Genomic DNA, 21,372 nt, shown 5'->3' on the forward strand with positions numbered 1-21,372 from the left:
TAGAGACGCGACACTTCGCGTCTCCCTGTCAAACGACACCAGCCACAATACTATCAGCAAACGAAGTTCAGCGACGCGAACGCCGAGACGCGAAGTGTCGCGTCTCTACATCCAATAATCACATGACGCACCAAACCGACTACATCGGCAAACCCACCAACCGCGTCGATGGCCCGGCTAAAGTGGCCGGCACCGCCAAGTACGCCGCCGAATTCAACGTGCCCAACCTGCTCTACGGCTACGTGGTGAGCAGCCCGATTGCCAAAGGAAAAATCACGAAAATCGACAGCGCCCCGGTGCTGGCGTTGCCCGGCGTGCAGGAGGTTTTTACGCACGAAAACGTGCCCGGCTTCGCCTTCCTCGACCGCAGCTATAAGGACGACGTGGCCCCTGGCGGCTCTCCCTTCCGCCCGCTGCACGACGCCGAAATTAAGTACAGCATGCAGCCCGTAGCGCTGGTAGTGGCCGACACATTTGAGTTGGCCCGCTACGCCGCTTCCATCCTGCACATTGAATATGAGGAAGCAGCACACGAAACCGAGTTGGTTAAGCACATCGACGAGGCCTACGAACCCGGCCGCGGAAAAACCGGCTACAAGCCGCCAAAATCACGCGGCAACTTTAGCAAAGGTTGGAAGCAGGGCGTGGCGCACATGGAGGCGAACTACTCGCACCACGCCCAGCACCACAATCCCATGGAGATGTTTGCCTCCACCGTGGAATGGTTGGGCGATAAGAACCTCAACATCTACGACAAAACGCAGGGCGCCTTCAACAGCCAACAGTATGTAATGAAGGTGTTCGGGCTGAACAAGGACCAGGCCCGGGTGATTTCGAAGTACACCGGCGGCGGCTTCGGCTCCGGCCTGCGGCCGCAGTATCAGTTGTTTCTGGCCGTAATGGCTTCGCTGCAGCTCGAACGCTCAGTGCGCGTGTCGCTCACCCGCGAGCAGATGTTCAGCTTCGGCCACCGGCCCGAAACCTTGCAGCACGTAGCCCTGGCCACCGCCGAAGACGGCTCGCTCACTGGTATTAACCACTTTGCCGTGGCCGAAACCTCTCAGTTTGAGGATTTCACCGAAAACGTGGTGGGCTGGAGTGGCACGCTCTATGACTGCAAAAACGTAGAGTTGGGCTACCGCTTGGCCAAAGTCGACGTGTTTTCGCCGCTCGATATGCGGGCCCCCGGTGCGGCCTCGGGCTCCATCGCGCTGGAAATTGCCATGGACGAAATGGCCTACGCCGCCGGCCTCGACCCGCTCGAATTTCGCATTCGCAACTACTCCGATTTCGACCAAGCCCAGAACCTCCCCTACTCCAGCAAAGCCCTGCGCAAGTGCTACGCCGAGGGCGCGGCCAAGTTCGGTTGGGAAAAGCGCACCGCCAAGCCTGGCTCTATGCGCGACGGCAAGATGCTGGTGGGCTGGGGAATGGGCGGCGGCATCTGGGATGCCTCCAAAATGCCCGCCGTAGTAAAAGCCAGCCTCGACGCAGATGGCCACCTCACCGTAAGCAGCGGCACCAACGACATCGGCACCGGCACCTACACCATCATGACGCAGATTGCGGCCGAAAGTATGGGCCTGCCCATCGAAGCCGTCACCTTTGTGCTGGGCGACACCACACTGCCCGAATCGCCGCTGCAAGGCGGCTCCTGGACGGCCGCCTCGGTGGGCAACTCCGTGGTAGAAGCCTGCAGCAAGCTTGGCGAAGCCCTGCTGAAACAGGCCCAGAAAATGGACCACCCGGCGTTCAAAGACGCCAAAATCGACGATGTGCAGTTTGCCAACGGCCAGTTGCGTCTGCGCTCCGACGAAACCCAGGCCGTAGTCCTGCGCGACCTCGTACAGGCCAGCGGCGAGTCCAAAATTGAAGCCGAAAACTCCACGGTGCTGGCCAAGCTGGAAATGCTGAAGCCGCCGAAATACTCCATGCATGCCCATAACGCCGTGTTCGTGGAAGTGAAAGTGGACCCCGACCTGATGACCGTACACGTTACCCGCGTGGTGAATGCCGTGGCCGCCGGCCGCATCATCAACCCCAAAACCGCCCGCAGCCAGGTGCTCGGCTCGGTCGTCTGGGGCATCAGCTCGGCCCTGATGGAGGAATCGGTGATGGACCACCGCTTCGGCCGCTACATGAACCACAACTACGCCGAATACCACGTGCCGGTGAACGCCGATATTCACGACATCGACGTGATTTTCGTGAGCGAGGAAGACGACAAAGTAAACCCCCTCGGCATCAAAGGCCTCGGCGAAGTGGGCCTGCTGGGCGTAGCCGCCGCCGTCACCAACGCCATCTACCACGCCACCGGCAAGCGCGTGCGCGACCTGCCCGTAACGATTGACAAGCTGCTGTAGAAACTCCGGCAGTTGGTGCCACTGCAGTGACATAGAAACGCCCCGCAACTGGTTGGTTGCGGGGCGTTTCTGTTTTTCTTATTCGCTGCGCCCCTCACCCCAAATCAAAAGCCCACCAATATTCTCAATATTCAGGTTTTCAATTTTGTTTATTTGATTAATTCTCTCTTCAAAAACTTGAAGTTCCATCTTAGCTTTCTCAACTGCTCTTTTGAGTTCGTTTCTGTCCACTGCCAGAATCCGTTTTATCGGCATTGGTTGAAATGGCTCATCAAATTCATCAACTGAAAAGTCGAGTAGGGCATTTATACCTTCAAACTTGATATATGGGGCAGGATGCCCGTTGTAATAAGAAGCTTGGCCATCAGCAAGTCTTTCCCAATAATTTATATCGCTTAAATCTCCACAGCATTGGGGAAAATATGTATCGTGACCATCTACTCGCAGAACATATCCACCAAAAAAAGCAGACGCTTGCTGCCGCTCATATTTTCCATCTCGCAATTCTTGTGTATGGTCAATTGTCAATTTTGTTAAATTATTATCTGAGATATCAGTGAGTTTATAAATCGATGAGCCGCCTGCATATGGCTTCAATTTATCTTTAAATCCCGCTCGCTGATAACTCTGCTCGTTATAGGCATCCCAAATATCAGGGTATTGCCAATATGGATATTTTTCAGGTTCCGTTACGCCCTGATTATTATACCCGATTTCAATTACTGGTACCAGTTCAATTGTCATAATTCTTATTTTGGTAATAAAATCGGCACGCGATAGGACTAATTGATAATTTTTGCATTCGAATCCGCTCTTAGCTTCGCCAGCCTCTCGCGCCACACTTGAAGCTCTTCAGGCGTTATTCTTACCCAATCAGTCACTTCGCCAACGATTTTTAAGGGTGCCTGACTGCGATACGAGCGAGTCGGATTACCGGGAAACTTCTTATCCGTAACGTTCGGGTCATTCTCAAAGATGCCTGTCGGCTCCACAATGTAAACTCGTTCGTGCCCGTCGCCCTTAGCTAGGGCCGCGGCAAGTCCCGCCCCATTGGCTAAGGCGGTGAAATAAATGTGGTTCATGATGACTTCGGGGTGATAATTCGAGTTAAACCCCGCTGTCAGCAATTCCCCAATCGGCAAATCTGCTCTCGTCCCGTGGTAAAAGGGGCCGCTATCCAGAACATCAAGCTCGTTAGAAATGGTATTTTCGTTTTTCATCTTTAGCAACGCAGTGTTTCGAGAGCCTATCATTGAGTGGTTTCAAATTTAACCCATCACCGCCACCTGATTTTCTCCCCCGCCTTCCCCGCGCGCAACCGGGCGGGCACGCTGGCCAGAATCAGCTCCCGCAAAGCGGTGAGCAACGTCGTTCGTACGAAGCCGTGGTGCACCACTAGGCTCACCTCGCGCACCGGGGTTGGTGCCACGAAGCGCTTGAGCAGCGGGTTGCTGTCGACTTCGTCCAGCACGGCCAGCTCGGGCACCAGTGTGTAGCCGTGGTGATGGCGCACCAGCTCTTTCAGGGTCTCGATGGAGCCGCTTTCGTATGCCACTGCGCCGGTGGAAGCCGTTCGGCCGCACAGGTTCAGGACCTGGTTGCGGAAGCAGTGGCCCTCCTGCATCAGCCACAGGCCGGGGCTGGCCAGGTCGGCCGGGCTCACGGTGGCGCGGGCGGCCAGCGGGTGGTCCTCGGAGGCGAGCAGCAGGAACGGCTCGTCCAGCAGGGGCAGCTCGTGCAGCAGCCGGTCATCGAGCGGCGTTACCAGCAGCCCTACATCCAGCCGGTAGTCCTTGAGCCGCAGCATAATTTCTTCCGAGCGTAGCTCCTCGATGTGAACGCGTAAATTGGGATAGGCCGTGCTGAGGCCCAACAGGAAGCGCGGCACCAGGTACGGGGCCAGCGTGGAGATGACGCCCAGGCGCAACTCGCCCACCACCTCGCCTTTGGCCACCTGCACCAGCTCGCGCAGCTGCTGGGCTTCGTGCAGTACGCGCCGGGCCTGCGCAATCACCTGGGCCCCGACGGCCGTGGGCTCGGCCCCGCGCTGGGTGCGGTCGAACAGCAACACGCCCAGCTCCTCTTCCAGCTTTTGCACCTGCACGCTCAGCGCGGGCTGGCTCACGAAGCTTTTTTCGGCGGCCAGGCCAAATTGGCGGTGCGTATCCAGGGCTACGAGGTAGCCGAGTTGTTGGAGATTCATGGCGAATGAGCAGCGCGCGATTGATAGGTTTTGGTTATAAAGTTATAAACAAAATCGATTTTGATTATGCTTTTACACCAAGTAGCTTTGTGCAAAGCTGCTGCTCTAACACTGTCAAACTGATTCCTAAAGCAATTTCAAATCAGTGTACGGGATGTAGAGACGCAATATTTTGCGTCTCGTCGTTGCTGATGTTGTTTACTCTGTGCGGTTTTGCGCAGTGCCAATCGTTCAACGACGAGACGCAAAATATTGCGTCTCTACATCCCGTACACTGGCCTGATAACCGCTTTAGGCAAGTCCGCAAACTTTTTAATTCACCCGGCCATTTACAAGGCTGACCACCAAAACCACTTTCAAGATGAGCGCCAACCTGCACGACCTCCCCGCAGACAACTCCATCCTCCACGACCTGAACGCGGACGCCGCCCAGTGCCCCTTCCTCAACGGCGCGGTGAAGCAGACGGCCGGTGGCGGCCGCACCAACCGCGAGTGGTGGCCCAATATGCTGAAGCTCAGCATTCTGCGCCAGCACTCGCCCTTGACCGACCCCATGGACAAGGACTTCAACTACGCCGAGGAATTCAAGAAGCTGGACCTGAACGCCGTGAAGCAGGACCTGTTCGAGCTGATGACCAACTCGCAGGACTGGTGGCCGGCCGACTACGGCCACTACGGCCCCTTCTTCATCCGGATGGCCTGGCACAGCGCCGGCACCTACCGCATTGCCGACGGTCGCGGCGGCGCGGGCGCGGGCATGCAGCGCTTCGCCCCCCTCAACAGCTGGCCCGACAACGCCAACCTCGACAAAGCCCGCCTCCTGCTCTGGCCCATCAAGCAGAAATACGGCAAGCAAATTTCCTGGGCTGACCTCATGATTCTGACCGGCAACTGCGCCCTCGAGTCGATGGGCCTGAAGCCGTTCGGCTTCGCCGGTGGCCGCGCCGACGTGTGGGAGCCGCAGGAAGACGTGTATTGGGGCCCCGAAACCGAGTGGCTCGGCGACAAGCGCTACGTGGACGACCGGCAGCTGGAAAACCCGCTGGCCGCCGTGCAAATGGGCCTCATCTACGTGAACCCCGAAGGCCCGGACGGTGAGCCCATCCCCGAGCGCTCGGCCCGCGACATCCGCGAAACCTTCGGCCGCATGGCCATGAACGACGAAGAAACCGTGGCCCTGATTGCCGGCGGTCACACCTTCGGCAAAACCCACGGTGCGGCCGACCCCGCCAAATTCGTGGCCCGCGAGCCCGCCGGCGCGCCCCTCGAAGAGCTGGGCCAGGGCTGGCGCAACAGCTTCGGCAAAGGCCACTCCGAGCACACCATCACCAGCGGCCTCGAAGGCGCCTGGACCCGCACACCGGCCAAGTGGAGCAACGACTACTTCGACAACCTGTTCGGTTTTGAGTGGGAGCTGACCAAGAGCCCCGCCGGCGCGCACCAGTGGCGCCCCAAGAACGGCGGCGGTGCCGGCACCATCCCCGATGCCCACGACCCGGCCGTGAAGCACGCCCCCTTCATGCTGACCTCGGACATTGCCCTGCGCGCCGACCCAGCCTATGAAGCCATCTCGCGCCGCTTCCACGAAAACCCCGACCAGTTTGCCGACGCCTTCGCCCGCGCCTGGTTCAAGCTGACGCACCGCGACATGGGCCCCAAGGAGCGTTACCTCGGCCCCGAAGTGCCCACCGAAGAGCTGCTCTGGCAAGACCCGATTCCCGCCGTTACTTACCAGATGATTGACGACCAGGACGTGGCCGCGCTGAAAGGCAAAATTGCCGCCGCCGGCCTCACGGTGCCGCAATTGGTATCGACCGCCTGGGCTTCGGCCTCCACCTACCGCGGCTCCGACAAGCGCGGCGGCACCAACGGCGGCCGCCTGCGCCTGGCCCCGCAGCGCTACTGGGAAGTGAACAACCCCGCGCAGCTCTCCACCATCCTGAACAAGCTCGGCGGCATTCAGCAGGAGTTCAACGCGGCCCAGACCGGCGGCAAGCAGGTTTCGATGGCCGACCTCATCGTGCTGGCCGGCGTAGTCGGCATCGAACAGGCCGCCAAAAACGCCGGCCACGACGTGACCGTGCCCTTCACCCCCGGCCGCGCCGATGCCACCCAGGAGCAAACCGACGTGGTATCGTTCCAAGCCCTGGAGCCGGCCGCCGATGGCTTCCGCAACTACCTGAAAACGCACCACCGTGCCGCTGCCGAGGAGCTGCTGATTGACAAAGCCCAGCTGCTGACCCTGACCGCCCCCGAGCTGACCGTGCTGTTCGGTGGCCTGCGCGCCATCAACATCAACTTCGACGGCTCGAACAACGGCGTGTTCACCACCCAGGCCGGCGCGCTCACCAACGACTACTTCCTGAACCTGCTCGACCTGAACACCACCTGGGCCAGCACATCGGATGCGCAAAACAGCTTCCAGGGCCGCGACCGCAAAACCAACCAGTTGAAGTGGACCGGCACCCGCGTTGACCTGATTTTCGGCTCGAACTCCGAGCTGCGCGCCCTGGCCGAAGTGTACGCCTGCGCCGATTCGCAGGAGAAGTTCGTGAAGGACTTCGTGGCCGTGTGGGCCAAGGTGATGAACCTTGGCCGCTTCGACCTGGCTCAGGCATAATCCCATCTGGCGCTGCTGAAACAGCTGCAACTGATTATCAATAAAAAAGGTGGCCTCTTGCAAGAGGCCACCTTTTTTATTGATAATCAGTTGCTGAGCAGCTAGTTAGCGCCCGCGGGTTTGCAGCTTCTCGTTGAGCGAACTGGTGCACTCGTGCTTAAGTAAGCAATTCATTGGGCCGTCGTGCGTCGGCTGCGCTCAGCAGGACCAGTCTTTTTGATTCGCATTCATTCACTTAATCTTATGGGCTTGGTATCTTCCCTATGCTTACCCCACTGTCAACTTCGGCCCGACGATGCGGCATTGGTTTGCAAGGTGGATTTTCTGCGCATCGTCCAGCGTGGCCGTGGGGGGCAGGGCCGCCAACTGCTTGAATAGTGCCTCGGTGGCGCCGCTGGGGTGCGTCATGAACACCATTTTGGCGGTTTCGCTCAGGGTGAGGAAGGTGTGCGGAATGTTGCGGGGCAGGAAGATTAAGTCGCCGGCTTTCAGCGTGAATTTCTCCTCCCCCACCTGCACCAGAAACTCGCCTTCGGTGATGTAGAACTCCTCGTCCTGCTGGTAATGCACGTGCAGGGGCGGGCCGTCGTGCTTGCGATACTCGCCCGAAAAAACAGAAACCTGCCCGTCAGAATCTTTGGCCGACACTTTTAAGTACAGGTCAAAGCCCATCATGCGGTAATGCTCCTGGAAGCGGCCTTCCACATTGCGCAGTACATAGGGTGTTTTCGAGGCGGCCGGGGCTGCGCTCAGGGTTTCAGTGGGAAGGAGAGCCATACCGATTGCTGTAACAGAAAGGTGTTTGAGGGCCGAGCGGCGCGTTTGGTGTTCCATGGCGAGGTGCGGTGAAGTGAGCCCCAAAACTAGTTGCCGCCCTGAGCGGCCAGTGGTCAAAAAACGCCATATTCAGCGCAGTTTCAGAATGCGCTCCGGTGCCTGCGCCTCGGCTTCGAGCAGGCCCACCGGCGTGGTGCCCGCAAACTGCCGGAAGTCCTTCACCATGTGCTGGTAATCGGCGTAGCCGCTGGCCAGGGCCACGGCCAGCCAGTCGAGCCCGGCGTTTTTCTCCTTCAGGTCAAAGGCCCGGTTGAAGCGCTGGATGCGCATGAACAGCGTGGGACTCACGCCGGCCCGCTCCCGAAACTTGCGTTCGAACTGTCGCAGGCTCAGGCAGGCCTGGCTGGCCAGATACTCTACCGAGGGCGGCCGGTGGCCGCTTTGCAGCAGCTGGCTCACTTTGTCGATGGGTTCGGAACGGAGCTGGCGGCGCCCGAATTTCTGAAACAGGTAGGCATCGACCACGGCAATCATTTCGTGGTAGCGCCCCGTGTTCATCAGCTGCTGAATCAGCTCCCGGATTTCGCTGCCCAGCACGCTTTCGGCATCAATGGCGGCATCGGTCAACTCGCCCACAGGCCGCCCCAGCAGCTGGTATAGGCCGCAGGGCTGGAAAATGACCTTCACCAGCGTGAAAGTGCGCGGGTAGTGGTGGTGCCAACTGGTGAGGGGCTGGCCTTGCACCAGGGTGTTGGGCATCACCAGCCGCTTGTTGAGGGCGGTGTTCACCTTGGTGAACACGTTGCCAGGGTAAAAAATCAGGCTTTGCTCGGCGCGGGCAGGCAGCAGTTTGGTCGGGATTTCGGCCAGCCCGGTAAAATCGAAATCCACGAGCAGGTACTCCTTGATATAGGGCCGCAAAGCCGGGTGCGGAAGCGTGACTTGGTATATCATGACGGGTCCGCGGTGGAGCCGGCTGCACGTAGCAGCGCCATTGGCGGACAGCAATATAAAGTTTTATCCCCGCTTCACCCCGGCCTCACTAGCCGGCGCGCAGCCCTGCCACCAGCCGCCGCATCTAGTGCTGCCGGAAGAGCCAGGGCAAATACAGCCGCGACCGCAAAACCGGCCAGTTTAAGTGGACCGGCACCCGCGTCGACCTGATTTTCGGCTCGAACTCCGAGCTGCGCGCCCTGGCCGAAGTGTACGCCTGCGCCGACTCGCAGGAGAAGTTCGTGAAGGACTTCGTGGCCGTGTGGGCCAAGGTGATGAACCTCGGCCGCTTCGACCTGGCCAAGTCGTAATGCCGCCCGCCAGCGCTTCCGCCCCGTGAGGTGCGGCAGTAGCTGAAGCCTCAAAAGGAACGCCCCGTAACGAATTCGTTGCGGGGCGTTTTTATTTGAATCAGGTTTTCAATCCTTAATCTTACCAAACTCATAATCATGCAGCTTATCCTTTCCTGAATAGCTGTTTATGACTTCGAAACTTGCAGGGTCCGCACCTACTAAAACTCTGCTTTTATAAATGACGTGCTGCTTAGTAATTCCCCAATCTTTATCAATTGGTTTGAATGAATCAATGTCATCAAGAACCAAAACATCCCTACCATGAATAAGTAGATTACCAGCCTTAGACCACGGATATGAAATCAATTCTATTTTGTCAGGATTAACATCCTTGATAGCACAATCATTGATATCGTTGTAAAAACCAAAGAAATACGCGGATTTATTATCACGAAACACGTAGTTGCCGACATATCTGAATGTACTCGGGTCCATATTTTTAATTTGTTTCCCGTCAATATATAAGTGGTTCTTATCCTTGCCAAATTTGAAGCTACAGTCACAATCAAAATTCAGCTCCTTGAATGTCCGAGTATCTGCAGTTTCGATTTTCTGCTTATTCTGTCCGCTTCCTTCATTCCAGTGTTCATAATACACACCGTCGTGTTCTACTTTATAACCGTTGTTGCAACTAGTCATTAGAGACAACACAACAGTAACAAGCAGTAGTGATTTAAAGTCGTATTTCATAGAAGCGACAAGTGTGGCTATCAGCAGCACATACTATCAATAATTAACAATCAATCCACCGACAATTTCAAATGCTTGCCAAAGCCCTCCCATACAATCCGCATGAGCGTGGAGAGGCGAATGTCGCTGGCGTTGTTTTCGATGCGGGAGATGTACGTTTTCGTCGTGCCGCACTTGGCGGCCAGTTGCTCCTGCGTCATGTTGTTTTCCTTGCGCATTTCCTGGAGCATTGCGCCTAGCTTAAAGGCTTCGTAGCCTTCCTCGAAGGTTTCGCGGGCGGCGGTGCCACGGACACCATATTGGTTGTCGATGAAATCGTCGAGGTCAACCAGCTTATTTTGCTTTGTCTTCATAGTATTGTTTTCTAAGTCGTTCGGCACGTTCGATTTCATTAGAGGGCGTTTTCTGGGGTTTTCTTCTGGAAACCATTCAACACGATGACCAGCCGGCCCTCATCGAAAAAGCAGAAAATGCGGAAGATGTCGCTACCGGCGCTGACGCGGATTTCATAGAGGCCAACGGTGCCGGTGAGATGCTTAAGATACTTCTCGGGCACCACCGGAATTTCGCGGATTAGGCGAAAGGTCCACAGAATACGGTCCTGAATTTTCTGGTTTTGCTTGTTGTAAAAAGTCCAGAATTCATCCCCATAAATTTTGAGACTGCGGATTTGGCCGTTGAAATCACTCACCTCACGAAGTTAGCTAATTAGGTAACACCAAGCAAGCCGCTGGCGTTTCCGCAGCTTCATAAAGCAGCCGTCAGCTTCCCCAACCCGCCCCACCCCCAGGCCCAAAAGTGCCTCTGGACGCGGCAAATGTGGGCCGGAAAATAAAAAGCAGGACGGGAAAGCTTCATTTCCGCTTCATGCCATTGGGGGGAAGTTTGTAGGGTCAACCCACGACACAAGCTGCGCGGCTTCGCCCCTCCCACCCTTCGATGCGCGCTTTCGGCTTGTTTTGGCTCCGGCAGGTTTGCCGGGGCCAAGGGCGTTCTGCTGTTTGAGCGAAGCCTTCCGCGAAGTATGAATAACCCCAATCAGCCCACCCCGGCCCCGATTCCTGCTGGCCTTCTGGCCGGCTCCACCGCCTGATTCGCTGCCCGGCACAGGCTTCCCCAATGCATCGTGGGTCAGGCCAGCCGTTTGGAGTCGTTTTCTGAATAACCATTTTCTATGCAATACCACCCGCCTGTCACGTTACCCAAGGTTCTTATGAAAAGAGTATTCATGCTGCTGAGCTGCAGTGTTTTGTTTTACACCACCAGCTGCAAGGAAGAAAAAAAGGAAGTCGAAGAGCAGATTAAGCTGGTTGCCACCAGCCCTTTGCAGAAGGACACCACCATCACGAAGGAGTACGTCGCTCAGATTCACTCCTACCAGCGCATCGAGCTGCGAGCCCTGGAAAAAGGCTACTTGGAGAAGATTTTCGTGGATGAGGGCCAGCACGTAGCGCAGGGCCAGACCATGTTCCAGATTAAGCCCACCGTGTACCAGGCCGAACTAAAAAAGTCGCAGGCCGAGGCGCACTACGTGCAGATGGAGTACCAGAATACCAAGAACCTGGCCGACAAGAATATCGTGTCGAAGAGCGAGTTGGCGCTGGCGCAGGCCAAGTACGACAAGGCCAACGCCGATGTGTCGATGGCGCAGGCCCACCTGCAGTTCACCACGGTGAAGGCACCGTTTAGTGGCATTATGGACCACTTTCAGGCCCGGCTGGGTAGCCTCGTGGACGAAGGCGACCTGCTGACGACGCTTTCGGACAACAGCAAAATGTGGGTGTACTACAACGTACCCGAGGCCGAGTACCTGGCTTACAAGGCTCACGCCAAGACCAATGACAAGGCGGCGCACGTGAAGCTGCGCATGGCCAACAACGAGGTATTCGACCAGACCGGCGTGGTGCAAACTATTGAGGCTGATTTCAATAACGAAACCGGCAACATCGCCTTCCGCGCTACTTTCCCCAACCCCGATGGGCTGCTGCGCAACGGCGAAACCGGCAGCGTGCTCATGACCGTGCCGCTGAAACACGCCCTCATCATCCCGCAGAAAGCCACCTTCGAAATCCTCGAAAAGAAGTACGTTTTCGTGGTCGACAAGAACAACGTGGTGCACCAGCGCGAAGTCGGCATCGCCTCCGAAATGCCCGACCTCTACATCATTGGCTCCGGCATCACGCCCAACGACCGCATCCTCCTGGAAGGCCTGCGCAAGGTGAAGGACGGCGACAAGGTGGCTTATGACTACAAGGCGCCGCAGGGGGTTCTCTCGAATTTGAAAGTGACGGCCGAGTAAGCGCAACCGGTCCGACCGGTTGCCATACCATCGGTTTGTTCTGCTTACAACCAGTCGGACCGCCTAGGGCGGTCCGACCGGAACCTGCCCCCTTCCCAATAATATCCACACAGCCAGAAGAATATGTTTAGTAAATTCATTCGCAGGCCAGTATTTGCCATTGTTATTTCGGTGTCCATCCTGCTGATGGGCGGGCTGGCCATCATGCAGCTGCCCACGTCGCAGTTTCCGGAGATTTCGCCGCCCCTCGTGATGGTGAGCGCCTCCTACCCGGGCGCCAGCGCCAAGGTGCTGACCGAGTCGGTACTGATTCCGTTGGAGCAGGCCGTAAACGGCGTACCGGGCATGAAGTACATGACCTCCGATGCCGTATCGGCCGGTGAGGCCAACATTCAGATTGTCTTCAACCTGGGCACTAATCCCGACCAGGCGGTGGTAAACGTGAACACCCGCATTGCGCAGGTGCTCAACCGCCTTCCGCTGATTGTGCAGCGCGAGGGCGTGATTGTGAACCGCGTGGTGCCTAACATGCTGATGTACGTGAACTTGTACTCGAAAGACAAGAACACGGACATGAAGTACCTGTTCAACTTCGCCGGCGTGAACATGATACCCGAACTGCAGCGCCTCGGTGGCATTGGCCGGGCCAGCATCCTGGGTAGCCGGCAGTACGCCATGCGCGTGTGGCTGAAACCAGACCGCATGCGGGCCTACAACATCTCGGTGGATGACGTGATGAAGGCGCTGGACGAGCAGAGCGTGATTGGCTCGCCGGGCCGTATCGGACGCGCCGATGGCAAGAATGCGCAGTCGCTGGAATACGTGCTGAGCTACCAGGGCCGCTTCAACGACGTGGAGCAGTATAAGAACGTGATTCTGCGGGCCAACCCGAACGGGGAAAGCCTGCACCTGAAGGACGTGGCCAACGTGGAGCTGGGCTCGGAATACTATGACATCTACTCCAACCTGAACCAGTATCCCTCGGCCGCTATCGTGCTGAAGCAGACCTACGGCTCGAACGCTTCGGATGTAATTAAAGAGGTGAAGGCCAAGCTGGAAGAGCTGAAGAAAAGCAGCTTCCCGCCCGGCATGGACTACAAAATCACCTACGACGTGTCGAACTTCCTCGACGCCTCGATTGAGAACGTGATTCACACCCTGCGCGATGCCTTTATTCTGGTGGCGCTGGTGGTGTTCATCTTCCTCGGCGACTGGCGCTCGACGCTAATTCCGGCGCTGGCCGTGCCGGTGTCGCTAGTGGGCTCGTTCATTGCGATGCAGGCTTTCGGCCTCACCATCAACATGATTACGCTGTTTGCGCTGGTGCTCTCGATTGGTATTGTAGTCGATAACGCCATTGTGGTGATTGAGGCGGTGCACGCCAAGATGGACGAGCAGCATCTATCGCCTTATAATGCCGTGAGGCAGGTGGTAGGTGAAATCAGCGGTGCTATTATCGGCATCACCATCATGATGACGGCCGTGTTCATTCCGGTGTCGTTCATGAGCGGCCCGGTGGGCATTTTCTACCGCCAGTTCTCCATTACCATGGCCACGGCCATCGTGATTTCGGGCCTCGTAGCTCTGACTTTGACGCCGGTGCTCTGCGCCATGATTCTGAAAAACCACCACGGCCAACCCAAGAAGCAGACGCCGCTGCAGCGCTTCTTCGACTGGTTCAACCGCGGCTTTGAGAAGCTGACCAATGCCTACGTGGGTCTGCTGCAGCGCATTGTGGCCAACCGCATTGTGACGTTCGTGATGCTGGTGGCCTTCGGGCTGGGCATCTGGGCCATCTCGGCAGGGCTGCCGGCCGGCTTTATTCCGAGCGAAGACCAGGGCCTGATTTACGCCATCGTGCAAACGCCGCCCGGTACCACGCTGGAGCAAACCAACGCCGTATCGAAGCGCCTGCGCGACCTGGCCAAAGATGTGCCCGGCATCGCCAACATCTCGACGCTGGCCGGCTACGAAGTACTGACCGAAGGCCGCGGCTCGAACGCGGGTACCTGCTTGATTGACTTGAAGCCGTGGTCGGAGCGCAAGGAATCCATTGCCGAGATTGTGGAGCAGTTGGAGAAGAAAGCCAAGCAGATTCCCGGCGCGACCATTGAATTCTTCGAGCCGCCGGCAGTACCGGGCTACGGCGCGGCGGGTGGTTTCCAGCTACAGATGCTCGACAAAACCAGCACCGGCGACTACAAGGCCCTGGAACGGGTGAACAACGAGTTCATCGCCAAGCTGAAAAAGCGTAAGGAGCTGGCGGGCGTATTCACCTTCTTCTCGGCCAACTACCCCCAGTACGAACTCAAGATTGACAACGAGCTAGCCATGCAGAAAGGCGTGAGCATTGGCAACGCCATGAACACGCTCAGCATTTTGGTGGGCTCGACCTACGAGTTGGGCTTTATCAAGTACCAGCGCTTCTTCAAGGTATTCGTGCAGGCTTCGCCGGAGTACCGCAAGCTGCCCGAAGACATCCTGAACATGTGGGCCAAGAACGATAAAGGCGAAATGGTGCCGTTCTCGGCCTTCATGAAAATCGTGAAGTCGCAGGGCGCCAACGAAATCAACCGCTACAACATGTACCCCACGGGCTCCATCCGGGGCGGCGCGGCCGCCGGTTATAGCTCGGGCGAGGCCATCAAGGCAGTGCAGGAAGTGGCTGAAACCCTGCCCCACGGCTATGGCATCGACTGGGGCGGCCTGTCAAAAGACGAAGTGAGCCGCGGCAACGAATCGACCGTGATTTTCCTCATCGTGCTGGTGTTCGTGTACCTGGTGCTGGCCGCGCAGTACGAAAGCTTCCTGCTGCCGCTGGCCGTTATTCTCTCGCTGGTAGCGGGCGTGTTTGGCTCGTTCCTGTTCATCAAGATGTTCGGCCTCGCCAACGACATCTACGCCCAGGTTGGTCTGGTAATGCTCGTCGGTCTGCTGGGTAAAAACGCGGTACTGATTGTGGAATTCGCGGCCCTCAAACACGAGGAAGGCATGAGCGTCCGCGACGCCGCCATCGAAGGCGCCAAGACCCGTTTCCGCCCAATTCTGATGACCTCGTTCGCCTTCATCGCCGGTCTGATTCCACTGGTGGTGGCTACCGGTGCCGGTGCCATCGGCAACCGCACCATTGGTAGCTCGGCGCTGGGCGGCATGCTGTTCGGTACCGTATTCGGGGTCATCATCATCCCCGGCCTGTACTACTTCTTCGGCACTCTGGCTGGCAACAGCAAACTAATTAAGGATGAGAACGAATCCCCCATCCTCGAAGGCGTAGAGCCCCGCGTTACACTAGAAGAAATGGAGCCTTATGCTTAAGAAACGAATTTATCAATGCCTCGGCGCGGCCGGTTTGGCCCTCGCGGTAGGCGCCTGCAAAACGCCCGAGCTGGTCGTAAAAAATGAAAACCGGGCGGTGCCGGCCAGCTACGCCACCGGCACCACCGCGGCCACTTCGCTTGACAGCGCTAACTCGGCCCGCGTGCAGTGGAAGCAGTTTTTCACCGACCCCAACCTGCAGGCGCTCATCGAAACCGCCCTGCAAAACAACCAGGAGCTGAACATCACGCTCCAGGAAATTGAGATTGCCAAGAACGAAATCCGCGCCCGCCAGGGCGAGTACCTGCCCTTCGTGAGCCTGGGTGCCCGCGCCGACGTGGAAAAAGTGGGCCGCTACACTCTGCAAGGTGCCACCGAGGAACAGGTCCAGATTAAGGAAGACCGCCGCACGCCCGACCCGCTCACCAATTTCCAACTGGGCGCGTTTGCTACTTGGGAGGTCGATATCTGGCACAAGCTGCGCAACGCCAAGAAGGCCGCCGCCGTCCGCTACCTGGCTACCGTGGAGGGCAAAAACTTCATGGTGACCAACCTGATTGCCGAAATCGCCAATTCCTATTATGAATTGTTGGCCTACGATAATCAGCTGGCCATTGTGAAGCAAAACATCGGCATCCAGAGCAACGCCCTGGAACTGGTGAAGCAGCAGAAGGAATCGGCCCGTGCCACCGAGCTAGCCGTGAAACGCTTTGAGGCGCAGGTAGAGCACACCCGCGCCCTGCAGTTCAAGCTGCAGCAAAGCATCATCGAAACCGAAAACAAGCTGAACTACCTGGCCGGCCGCTACCCGCAACCGGTGGCGCGCAACGCGCAGTCGTTCAATGAGCTGTTGCCCGCGAGCATTCAGGCTGGCTCGCCCGCGCAGCTGCTGGCCAACCGCCCCGACATCCGGCAGGCCGAACAGCAGCTGGCCGCCGCCAAAATCGACGTGCAGGTGGCCCGCGCCAACTTCTACCCCTCGCTGGGGCTCACGGGCGGCGTGGGTTTGGCCGCCTTCACGCCCGGCCTGCTGGTGAGCACGCCGCAGTCGATGCTCTACGCGCTGGGGGCCGACCTGGCTGGCCCGCTCTTCAATCGCAACGGCATCAAAGCCGCTTACTACACCGCTAACGCCGCCCAAACCCAGGCAGCTTACCAGTACGAAAAAACCGTATTGAACGCCTATGTGGAGGTTTCGAACCAAGTGGCCAGTATCGGCAACCTGGCCAAGAGCTACGACGCGAAAGCCAAGGAAGTAGCCGCCCTCAACCAGTCGGTGGACATTTCCAACAGCCTCTTCCGCTACGCCCGCGCCGACTACACGGAAGTCCTTTTCACCCAGCGCGACGCCCTAGAGTCGAAGTTTGACCTCATCGAAACCCGCATGCAGCAGCTCAACGCCTCGGTGAACGTGTACCGCGCCCTGGGCGGCGGCTGGCAGTAATCGAGAAATAGATAGTACCGGCAGCAGCTTAAGCTGCCAAAGAAACGCCCCGCAACTGGTTGGTTGCGGGGCGTTTCTTTTGTAATAATCAAAATTTCAGTTTTTGAAATTCCCAACTATTTCCTGGTCATAATTATAACCAGAATCATTGGGAAAGCACCCTTTCGTATCGGGATAAATTAATTGAACATATTTAAAATCTTCATCGCCATAAAATTTATGGCTTGAAAGAACATACTCCTTTAGCTTATCCTTTGGCGTCTCTATCAAATAAATAGGAAACCTGTCAGTAAGGCTATCAATTCTCTTGTCTAACGGCACAGAACCGGCGTCTTCAAACTCATTTACATAATTTTGAATGAGTTCATGTGATAGGTTTTGAGGCAACGCAGAAATAAAAATCTCTGGAATACCGAAGTTCTTATAAACTCCCGTTGAATAGCAAAATGAAGGAGTAGTATCACCAAAGACAAAAGTTGAGTAATAACCATATTGCTCCATAGCTGCTTCAACCTTCTCGTGATATTCTTTTATCTGTTGGTCAGTCATAATTCTCGATTGAGCGCATTTAACGCAATTAGATTGGCAATGTACAGGATTTAAGCGACTCAACCCTAAGCTGTAGTACGACTTGGTGGCGTTGCCGTAGATGAAGAAGATTTTCAGTTTGACAGTTTGTAAACATACTCTTCAATCTCCGCTTGCCGCGCGTTGGCGAAACCCTTATCCGTTCCGGTTTTTACAAACCCGCAGTTCTCCAACACTTTTTGGGAGCCGTGGTTATCGAAGGCAGTGCGGCCGTAGATGGGCCGGGCTGGTTCGAGTTGCAGGAACTCTTGCAGGGCAGTGGTGGCTATTCCGTATCCCCAATGCTTTCTATCAATCCAATAGGTAATTTCAGCGTCGCCGTGCATCAAGAACTTCGCGATGCTGCCCACAATTTCATTATCGGCTTTTATGGTCCGCATGTGGATGGTCGGGTCGGCTAAGTGCTTGACGTATTTTTCGAGGTAGGCCCCTTTGTCGCTGGGGTCTTTCGGGGTGAATGCGGCCAAATGAATGGCCTCTTCGTCTGTCTGGAACAGAAACAACGTGTCTAAGTCGTCTCTTACGGTTTCAGTTAAGGTAATACTGCGGGCTGTCATGGCGCGGAAATCGTTGCTGTTGGCGGCGTCAAGCTACCCAATATTGGCTGAATAACCGCTGTTGCTAATCAGAAAACGACAAAGGCTTAACCCCGAATAGAAACGCCCCGAAACTAGGCGGTTGCGGGGCGTTTCTGCTGGTTCAACCTTACTTCTTGAAATAGTCTCCGTGCTCCAAATCAGCCAGCAGGCCGGGCTGGGTGGGGTGCCAGCCCAGCCGCTGCTGCGTGAGGGCGCTGGAGGCCGGCATGCCCAGCCCCACAAAGCGGGCCATCCAGCCGAAATGGCCGGTGGCCTCCTCTGGAGTTTTGGACACGACCGGCAGGTTCAGGTGCCGGCCAATGATGGCGGCGATGTCGCGCAACGGAATACCCTCATCGGCCGCGCCGTGGTAGCGGGCGCCGGCGGTGCCCTGCTCTAAGGCCAGCCGGTAGAGGCGGGCGGCATCGAGCCGATGCACGGCGGGCCAGCAATTGAGGCCATCGCCCACGTAGGCCGCCTCGCCGGTTTGGCGGGCAATATTGATAAGCGTCGGCACAAAGCCGTGGTCGTTGCGGTCGTGGACCGAGGCAGCCAGGCGCACGACCATGGCACGCACACCCTGCGCGGCCAATTCCATGGCCACGGTTTCCGACATGCGGAGCGAGGCGGCGGGAGAATCGTCTTCCGTGGCGGGGCGGCCCAGGTTGAAGCCCGCCAGCCCGGCCGTGACGATTAGCGGCCGCTCGGAGCCGGCCAATGCTTTGCCAAGCGCCTCAATGGCCCGCCGGTCGGTTTGCCCGGCCGCCTCGTATTCCACAAAATTGTGGTTGTAGGCGGTGTGGATGACGCCGTCGGCAGCTGCTGCGCCGCGCTGCAGGCTGTCGAGGTCATCGAGCGAGCCGCGGTGTACCTCCGCGCCGGCCGCGAGCAGCGCCTGGGCCGACTCCTCGGAGCGGGCGAGGCCGAGCACCTTGTGGCCTGCGCCGAGCAATTCCTGAACGATGGCGGAGCCGACAAAGCCCGACGCGCCGGTTACAAAAACACGCATGTGATGGTCGTTTTTAATTGGTGATTGATTACCACACAAAGTTCCGGCAGGCGGGCAGCGGAGGTATTGTGCTGCTCAAACCGTTTGTTGAATAAATCAAACAATTAAAAGGCCGTCATGCAGGGATGCAACAAAGCACAACGATTTTAACCAAAAACCCTCAACCCCGAAAATCGCCCGGTGTCAGGCGCGTCTGTCGCTTAAAGAAATTGCAGAAGTGCGCCACATCGGCAAAGCCCAGGCTGTCGGCGATTTCAGAAATATTCCAGCTCGTTTGCTTCAGCAGGATTTTGGCTTCCTGCGCTATGCGGCTGCCAATCAGGGCAGTGGTGGTGTGGCCGGTGGTTTCCTTGAGCACGCGGTTGAGGTGGTTGACATGCACGGCCAGCTGGGCGGCATAGTCGGTGGCGGTGCGCAGACGCAGGCGCTGCTGCGGCGACTCCAGCGGAAACTGCCGCTCCAGCAGGTCGGCAAACTGGGCTGTGAGGCGGGAAGAAGCGTTTGGCGCGGGCACCGTTGCCGGGGCCGGCTGCAGCTTCTGCACATAGTAAATCATTTCCAGCAAGTAGGCCCGCAGCAGGTCGTACTTGTAGGCAAAGTCGGAAGCAATTTCCTTCTCCATCTTCTGGAAAATGGCTTCTATGGCAGCAAATTCGGCATCCGTCACCCGCACAATCGGGTAGGCGCCGGGCTGGTAAAACGGCAATTCCTCCAGCGCCGCCCGGCCCTTGGTGGGCTGCAGAAACGCCTCGGTGAAGATGCAGAAATGGCCGGTCTGGTTCTGGTCGTGCGGCAGCCAGCGGTAGGGCACGCGCGAGGAAGCAAACCACAAAGCCCCTGCCTCTACTTCCACCGTCTGGTCGGCATACTCGATGCGGCTGCGGCCCCGAATCAGGCTGATTTTATAAAAGGAGCGTCGGTCGAAGCTCATCGGCGGCCGGTCGCGGTTGGCCAGCATCAGGCCCGCCACGTTGAAGACGTTGAAATGGCCAATTTCACGGGGCCGCTCCGGCAGCAAGAGCGTCTCAGCAGCCTCGGGAGCCAGTTTGGTGTACAATTCGGAAAGCGGACGGGGCGACATGGCGAAATCTTGTAGAAATCAAAGGTAAGTCACCCAGCAAAATTACGCTATGCAGAACGTCATGCTGAGCTTGTCAAAGCCTCTCTATCGCGCAAGCAATTCATTTACTATTGCGGTAGCGATGCTTCGCTGCGCTCAGCATGACGTTCAATTAACAACCAACTGCGACTAAAAGGCCGCCGCAAACTCCCGGGCGAAATCCTCCAATTTCACATCGCCCAAAACCGGCCGGTGCTGCCAGTAATCCTCGCCCAACTTACCGCTGTTGATGCTGGCGTAGATGTCCACAACTTCGTTGGCCCTATCTACGGGCACGCCGTGGCTCGTCATGTTTTCCCGCATTTGGGCATCCGTGAAAGCCACCCATTTCAGGTCAGGCTTGCCAATGGCCGCGCCGATGGCGTGAGCGACTTCATCGGCCGTGCGCTCGTCGCTGGCCACATAGCGCACGTCTTGGCCGGCCGCGGTGGTTGGTTTGGCAATCTCCTCCGCTGCCGCTGCGGCAATGTCGCGCGGATGCACAAAGGACACCTTGATATTGCCCGCGTAGTTGGCCCCCATCATGCCCGCGCCCTTTATCATGCCAACAGACGGGTAGAAATTAGTGTAGAAGGACGTGGGCCTCATGTGCGTAAGCGTGGTACCGGGCACCTCGCGCAACAGCACCTCCACATCGTGGGTGCCGAGAATACCGCCGGTGCCTTCGGCCAAATGCGCCCCCCAGCTGCTGAGCTGCACCACGCGCCGCACGCCGGCCTGCTGAATGGCCAACGCATAGTTGCGGCCAATTTGCTGGTGGTAAGCCCGCGAATCGGCCACGGCGAAATTGGGCGGCACCATCAGGTACACGGCATCGGCGCCGGTGAAAGTGGCGGTTAAGAAACCGGCATCTTCCACCGAGCCAATGGCAGCGGTGGCGCCCAGCGCTTCAATTTCCGGCTGCTTTTCCGGCTTGCTGCTGATAACCGTGACGGCATGGCCCTGCTGCACCAGCGCGGTGGCCAGGGGCTTGCTGATGTTCCCGAGGGAACCTGTGAGGATAATTTTCATGGGGCAAAG

At 57.4% G+C, this 21,372-nt stretch carries 18 protein-coding genes and 1 pseudogene; 6 read left to right on the forward strand and 13 right to left on the reverse strand.

Annotated features, from left to right (window positions below):
• Positions 1-122 precede the first annotated feature (122 nt).
• The gene (locus ACYVM5_RS20275; protein WP_460619899.1) at positions 123-2,363 is read left to right on the forward strand and encodes a xanthine dehydrogenase family protein molybdopterin-binding subunit; all 2,241 of its coding nucleotides are present in this window, start codon (positions 123-125) and stop codon (positions 2,361-2,363) included.
• Positions 2,364-2,441: 78 nt separating this feature from the next.
• Here the strand turns inward: ACYVM5_RS20275 and ACYVM5_RS20280 are convergent, their stop codons facing one another.
• The 3 genes from ACYVM5_RS20280 to ACYVM5_RS20290 are packed head-to-tail and all read right to left on the reverse strand — an operon-like array spanning position 2,442 to position 4,566.
• Positions 2,442-3,107 carry a hypothetical protein gene (locus tag ACYVM5_RS20280; RefSeq protein WP_460619900.1) on the reverse strand — a complete coding sequence of 222 codons (666 nt, stop codon included), beginning with the start codon at positions 3,105-3,107 and terminating at the stop codon, positions 2,442-2,444.
• 38 nt (positions 3,108-3,145) lie between these two features.
• Positions 3,146-3,583: an NAD(+)--rifampin ADP-ribosyltransferase gene (gene arr, locus ACYVM5_RS20285; protein WP_460619901.1), complete on the reverse strand. Its 438-nt coding sequence runs from the start codon at positions 3,581-3,583 to the stop codon at positions 3,146-3,148.
• Between the two features lie 56 nt (positions 3,584-3,639).
• Complete coding sequence (locus tag ACYVM5_RS20290) at positions 3,640-4,566, reverse strand: hydrogen peroxide-inducible genes activator (protein ID WP_460619902.1); 927 nt, start codon at positions 4,564-4,566, stop codon at positions 3,640-3,642.
• A 361-nt stretch (positions 4,567-4,927) separates the two neighbouring features.
• Between ACYVM5_RS20290 and katG the strand changes: the two genes are divergently transcribed.
• Entirely contained in the window at positions 4,928-7,186 is a 2,259-nt protein-coding gene (gene katG / locus ACYVM5_RS20295; protein WP_460619903.1) for a catalase/peroxidase, read from the forward strand.
• A 267-nt stretch (positions 7,187-7,453) separates the two neighbouring features.
• Here the strand turns inward: katG and ACYVM5_RS20300 are convergent, their stop codons facing one another.
• Both ACYVM5_RS20300 and ACYVM5_RS20305 read right to left on the reverse strand, forming a co-directional pair.
• Complete coding sequence (locus tag ACYVM5_RS20300) at positions 7,454-7,963, reverse strand: cupin domain-containing protein (protein ID WP_460619904.1); 510 nt, start codon at positions 7,961-7,963, stop codon at positions 7,454-7,456.
• A gap of 129 nt (positions 7,964-8,092) precedes the next feature.
• Positions 8,093-8,917 (reverse strand): helix-turn-helix domain-containing protein, encoded by an 825-nt coding sequence (locus tag ACYVM5_RS20305; protein ID WP_460619905.1) that lies wholly within the window; start codon positions 8,915-8,917, stop codon positions 8,093-8,095.
• Positions 8,918-9,075: 158 nt separating this feature from the next.
• Between ACYVM5_RS20305 and ACYVM5_RS20310 the strand changes: the two are divergent.
• A pseudogene (locus tag ACYVM5_RS20310) lies at positions 9,076-9,267 on the forward strand (hypothetical protein); the annotation flags it as partial.
• A 108-nt stretch (positions 9,268-9,375) separates the two neighbouring features.
• Here ACYVM5_RS20310 and ACYVM5_RS20315 read toward each other — a convergent pair.
• The 3 genes from ACYVM5_RS20315 to ACYVM5_RS20325 are packed head-to-tail and all read right to left on the reverse strand — an operon-like array spanning position 9,376 to position 10,690.
• On the reverse strand, positions 9,376-9,999 hold the full coding sequence (locus tag ACYVM5_RS20315; RefSeq protein WP_460619906.1) for a DKNYY domain-containing protein: 624 nt from the start codon (positions 9,997-9,999) through the stop codon (positions 9,376-9,378).
• A gap of 50 nt (positions 10,000-10,049) precedes the next feature.
• Positions 10,050-10,352: a helix-turn-helix domain-containing protein gene (locus ACYVM5_RS20320; RefSeq protein ID WP_460619907.1), complete on the reverse strand. Its 303-nt coding sequence runs from the start codon at positions 10,350-10,352 to the stop codon at positions 10,050-10,052.
• 38 nt (positions 10,353-10,390) lie between these two features.
• Positions 10,391-10,690, reverse strand: coding sequence for a type II toxin-antitoxin system RelE/ParE family toxin (locus ACYVM5_RS20325; protein WP_460619908.1), 300 nt, complete (start codon positions 10,688-10,690; stop codon positions 10,391-10,393).
• Between the two features lie 522 nt (positions 10,691-11,212).
• Between ACYVM5_RS20325 and ACYVM5_RS20330 the strand changes: the two genes are divergently transcribed.
• The 3 genes from ACYVM5_RS20330 to ACYVM5_RS20340 all read left to right on the forward strand — a co-directional run bounded on the left by ACYVM5_RS20330 (position 11,213) and on the right by ACYVM5_RS20340 (position 17,057).
• Positions 11,213-12,298: an efflux RND transporter periplasmic adaptor subunit gene (locus tag ACYVM5_RS20330; protein ID WP_460619909.1), complete on the forward strand. Its 1,086-nt coding sequence runs from the start codon at positions 11,213-11,215 to the stop codon at positions 12,296-12,298.
• 123 nt (positions 12,299-12,421) lie between these two features.
• The gene (locus ACYVM5_RS20335; protein ID WP_460619910.1) at positions 12,422-15,613 is read left to right on the forward strand and encodes an efflux RND transporter permease subunit; all 3,192 of its coding nucleotides are present in this window, start codon (positions 12,422-12,424) and stop codon (positions 15,611-15,613) included.
• The gene (locus tag ACYVM5_RS20340; RefSeq protein WP_460619911.1) at positions 15,606-17,057 is read left to right on the forward strand and encodes a TolC family protein; all 1,452 of its coding nucleotides are present in this window, start codon (positions 15,606-15,608) and stop codon (positions 17,055-17,057) included. The genes ACYVM5_RS20335 and ACYVM5_RS20340 overlap by 8 nt, the downstream gene beginning before the upstream one ends.
• 96 nt (positions 17,058-17,153) lie before the next feature.
• Here ACYVM5_RS20340 and ACYVM5_RS20345 read toward each other — a convergent pair whose 3' ends face one another.
• From ACYVM5_RS20345 to ACYVM5_RS20365, 5 genes are all read right to left on the reverse strand, one after another.
• A complete protein-coding gene (locus ACYVM5_RS20345; protein WP_460619912.1) occupies positions 17,154-17,606 on the reverse strand; it encodes a DUF4262 domain-containing protein in 453 nt (150 codons plus the stop codon).
• A gap of 113 nt (positions 17,607-17,719) precedes the next feature.
• Entirely contained in the window at positions 17,720-18,202 is a 483-nt protein-coding gene (locus ACYVM5_RS20350) for a GNAT family N-acetyltransferase (protein ID WP_460619913.1), read from the reverse strand.
• Positions 18,203-18,350: 148 nt separating this feature from the next.
• Positions 18,351-19,232 (reverse strand): SDR family oxidoreductase, encoded by an 882-nt coding sequence (locus ACYVM5_RS20355; RefSeq protein WP_460619914.1) that lies wholly within the window; start codon positions 19,230-19,232, stop codon positions 18,351-18,353.
• 160 nt (positions 19,233-19,392) lie between these two features.
• Positions 19,393-20,313: a helix-turn-helix domain-containing protein gene (locus tag ACYVM5_RS20360; RefSeq protein WP_460619915.1), complete on the reverse strand. Its 921-nt coding sequence runs from the start codon at positions 20,311-20,313 to the stop codon at positions 19,393-19,395.
• Positions 20,314-20,481: 168 nt separating this feature from the next.
• Complete coding sequence (locus ACYVM5_RS20365) at positions 20,482-21,363, reverse strand: Rossmann-fold NAD(P)-binding domain-containing protein (protein ID WP_460619916.1); 882 nt, start codon at positions 21,361-21,363, stop codon at positions 20,482-20,484.
• Between the last annotated feature and the right edge of the window lie 9 nt (positions 21,364-21,372).

This window comes from Hymenobacter ruber (assembly GCF_054783255.1).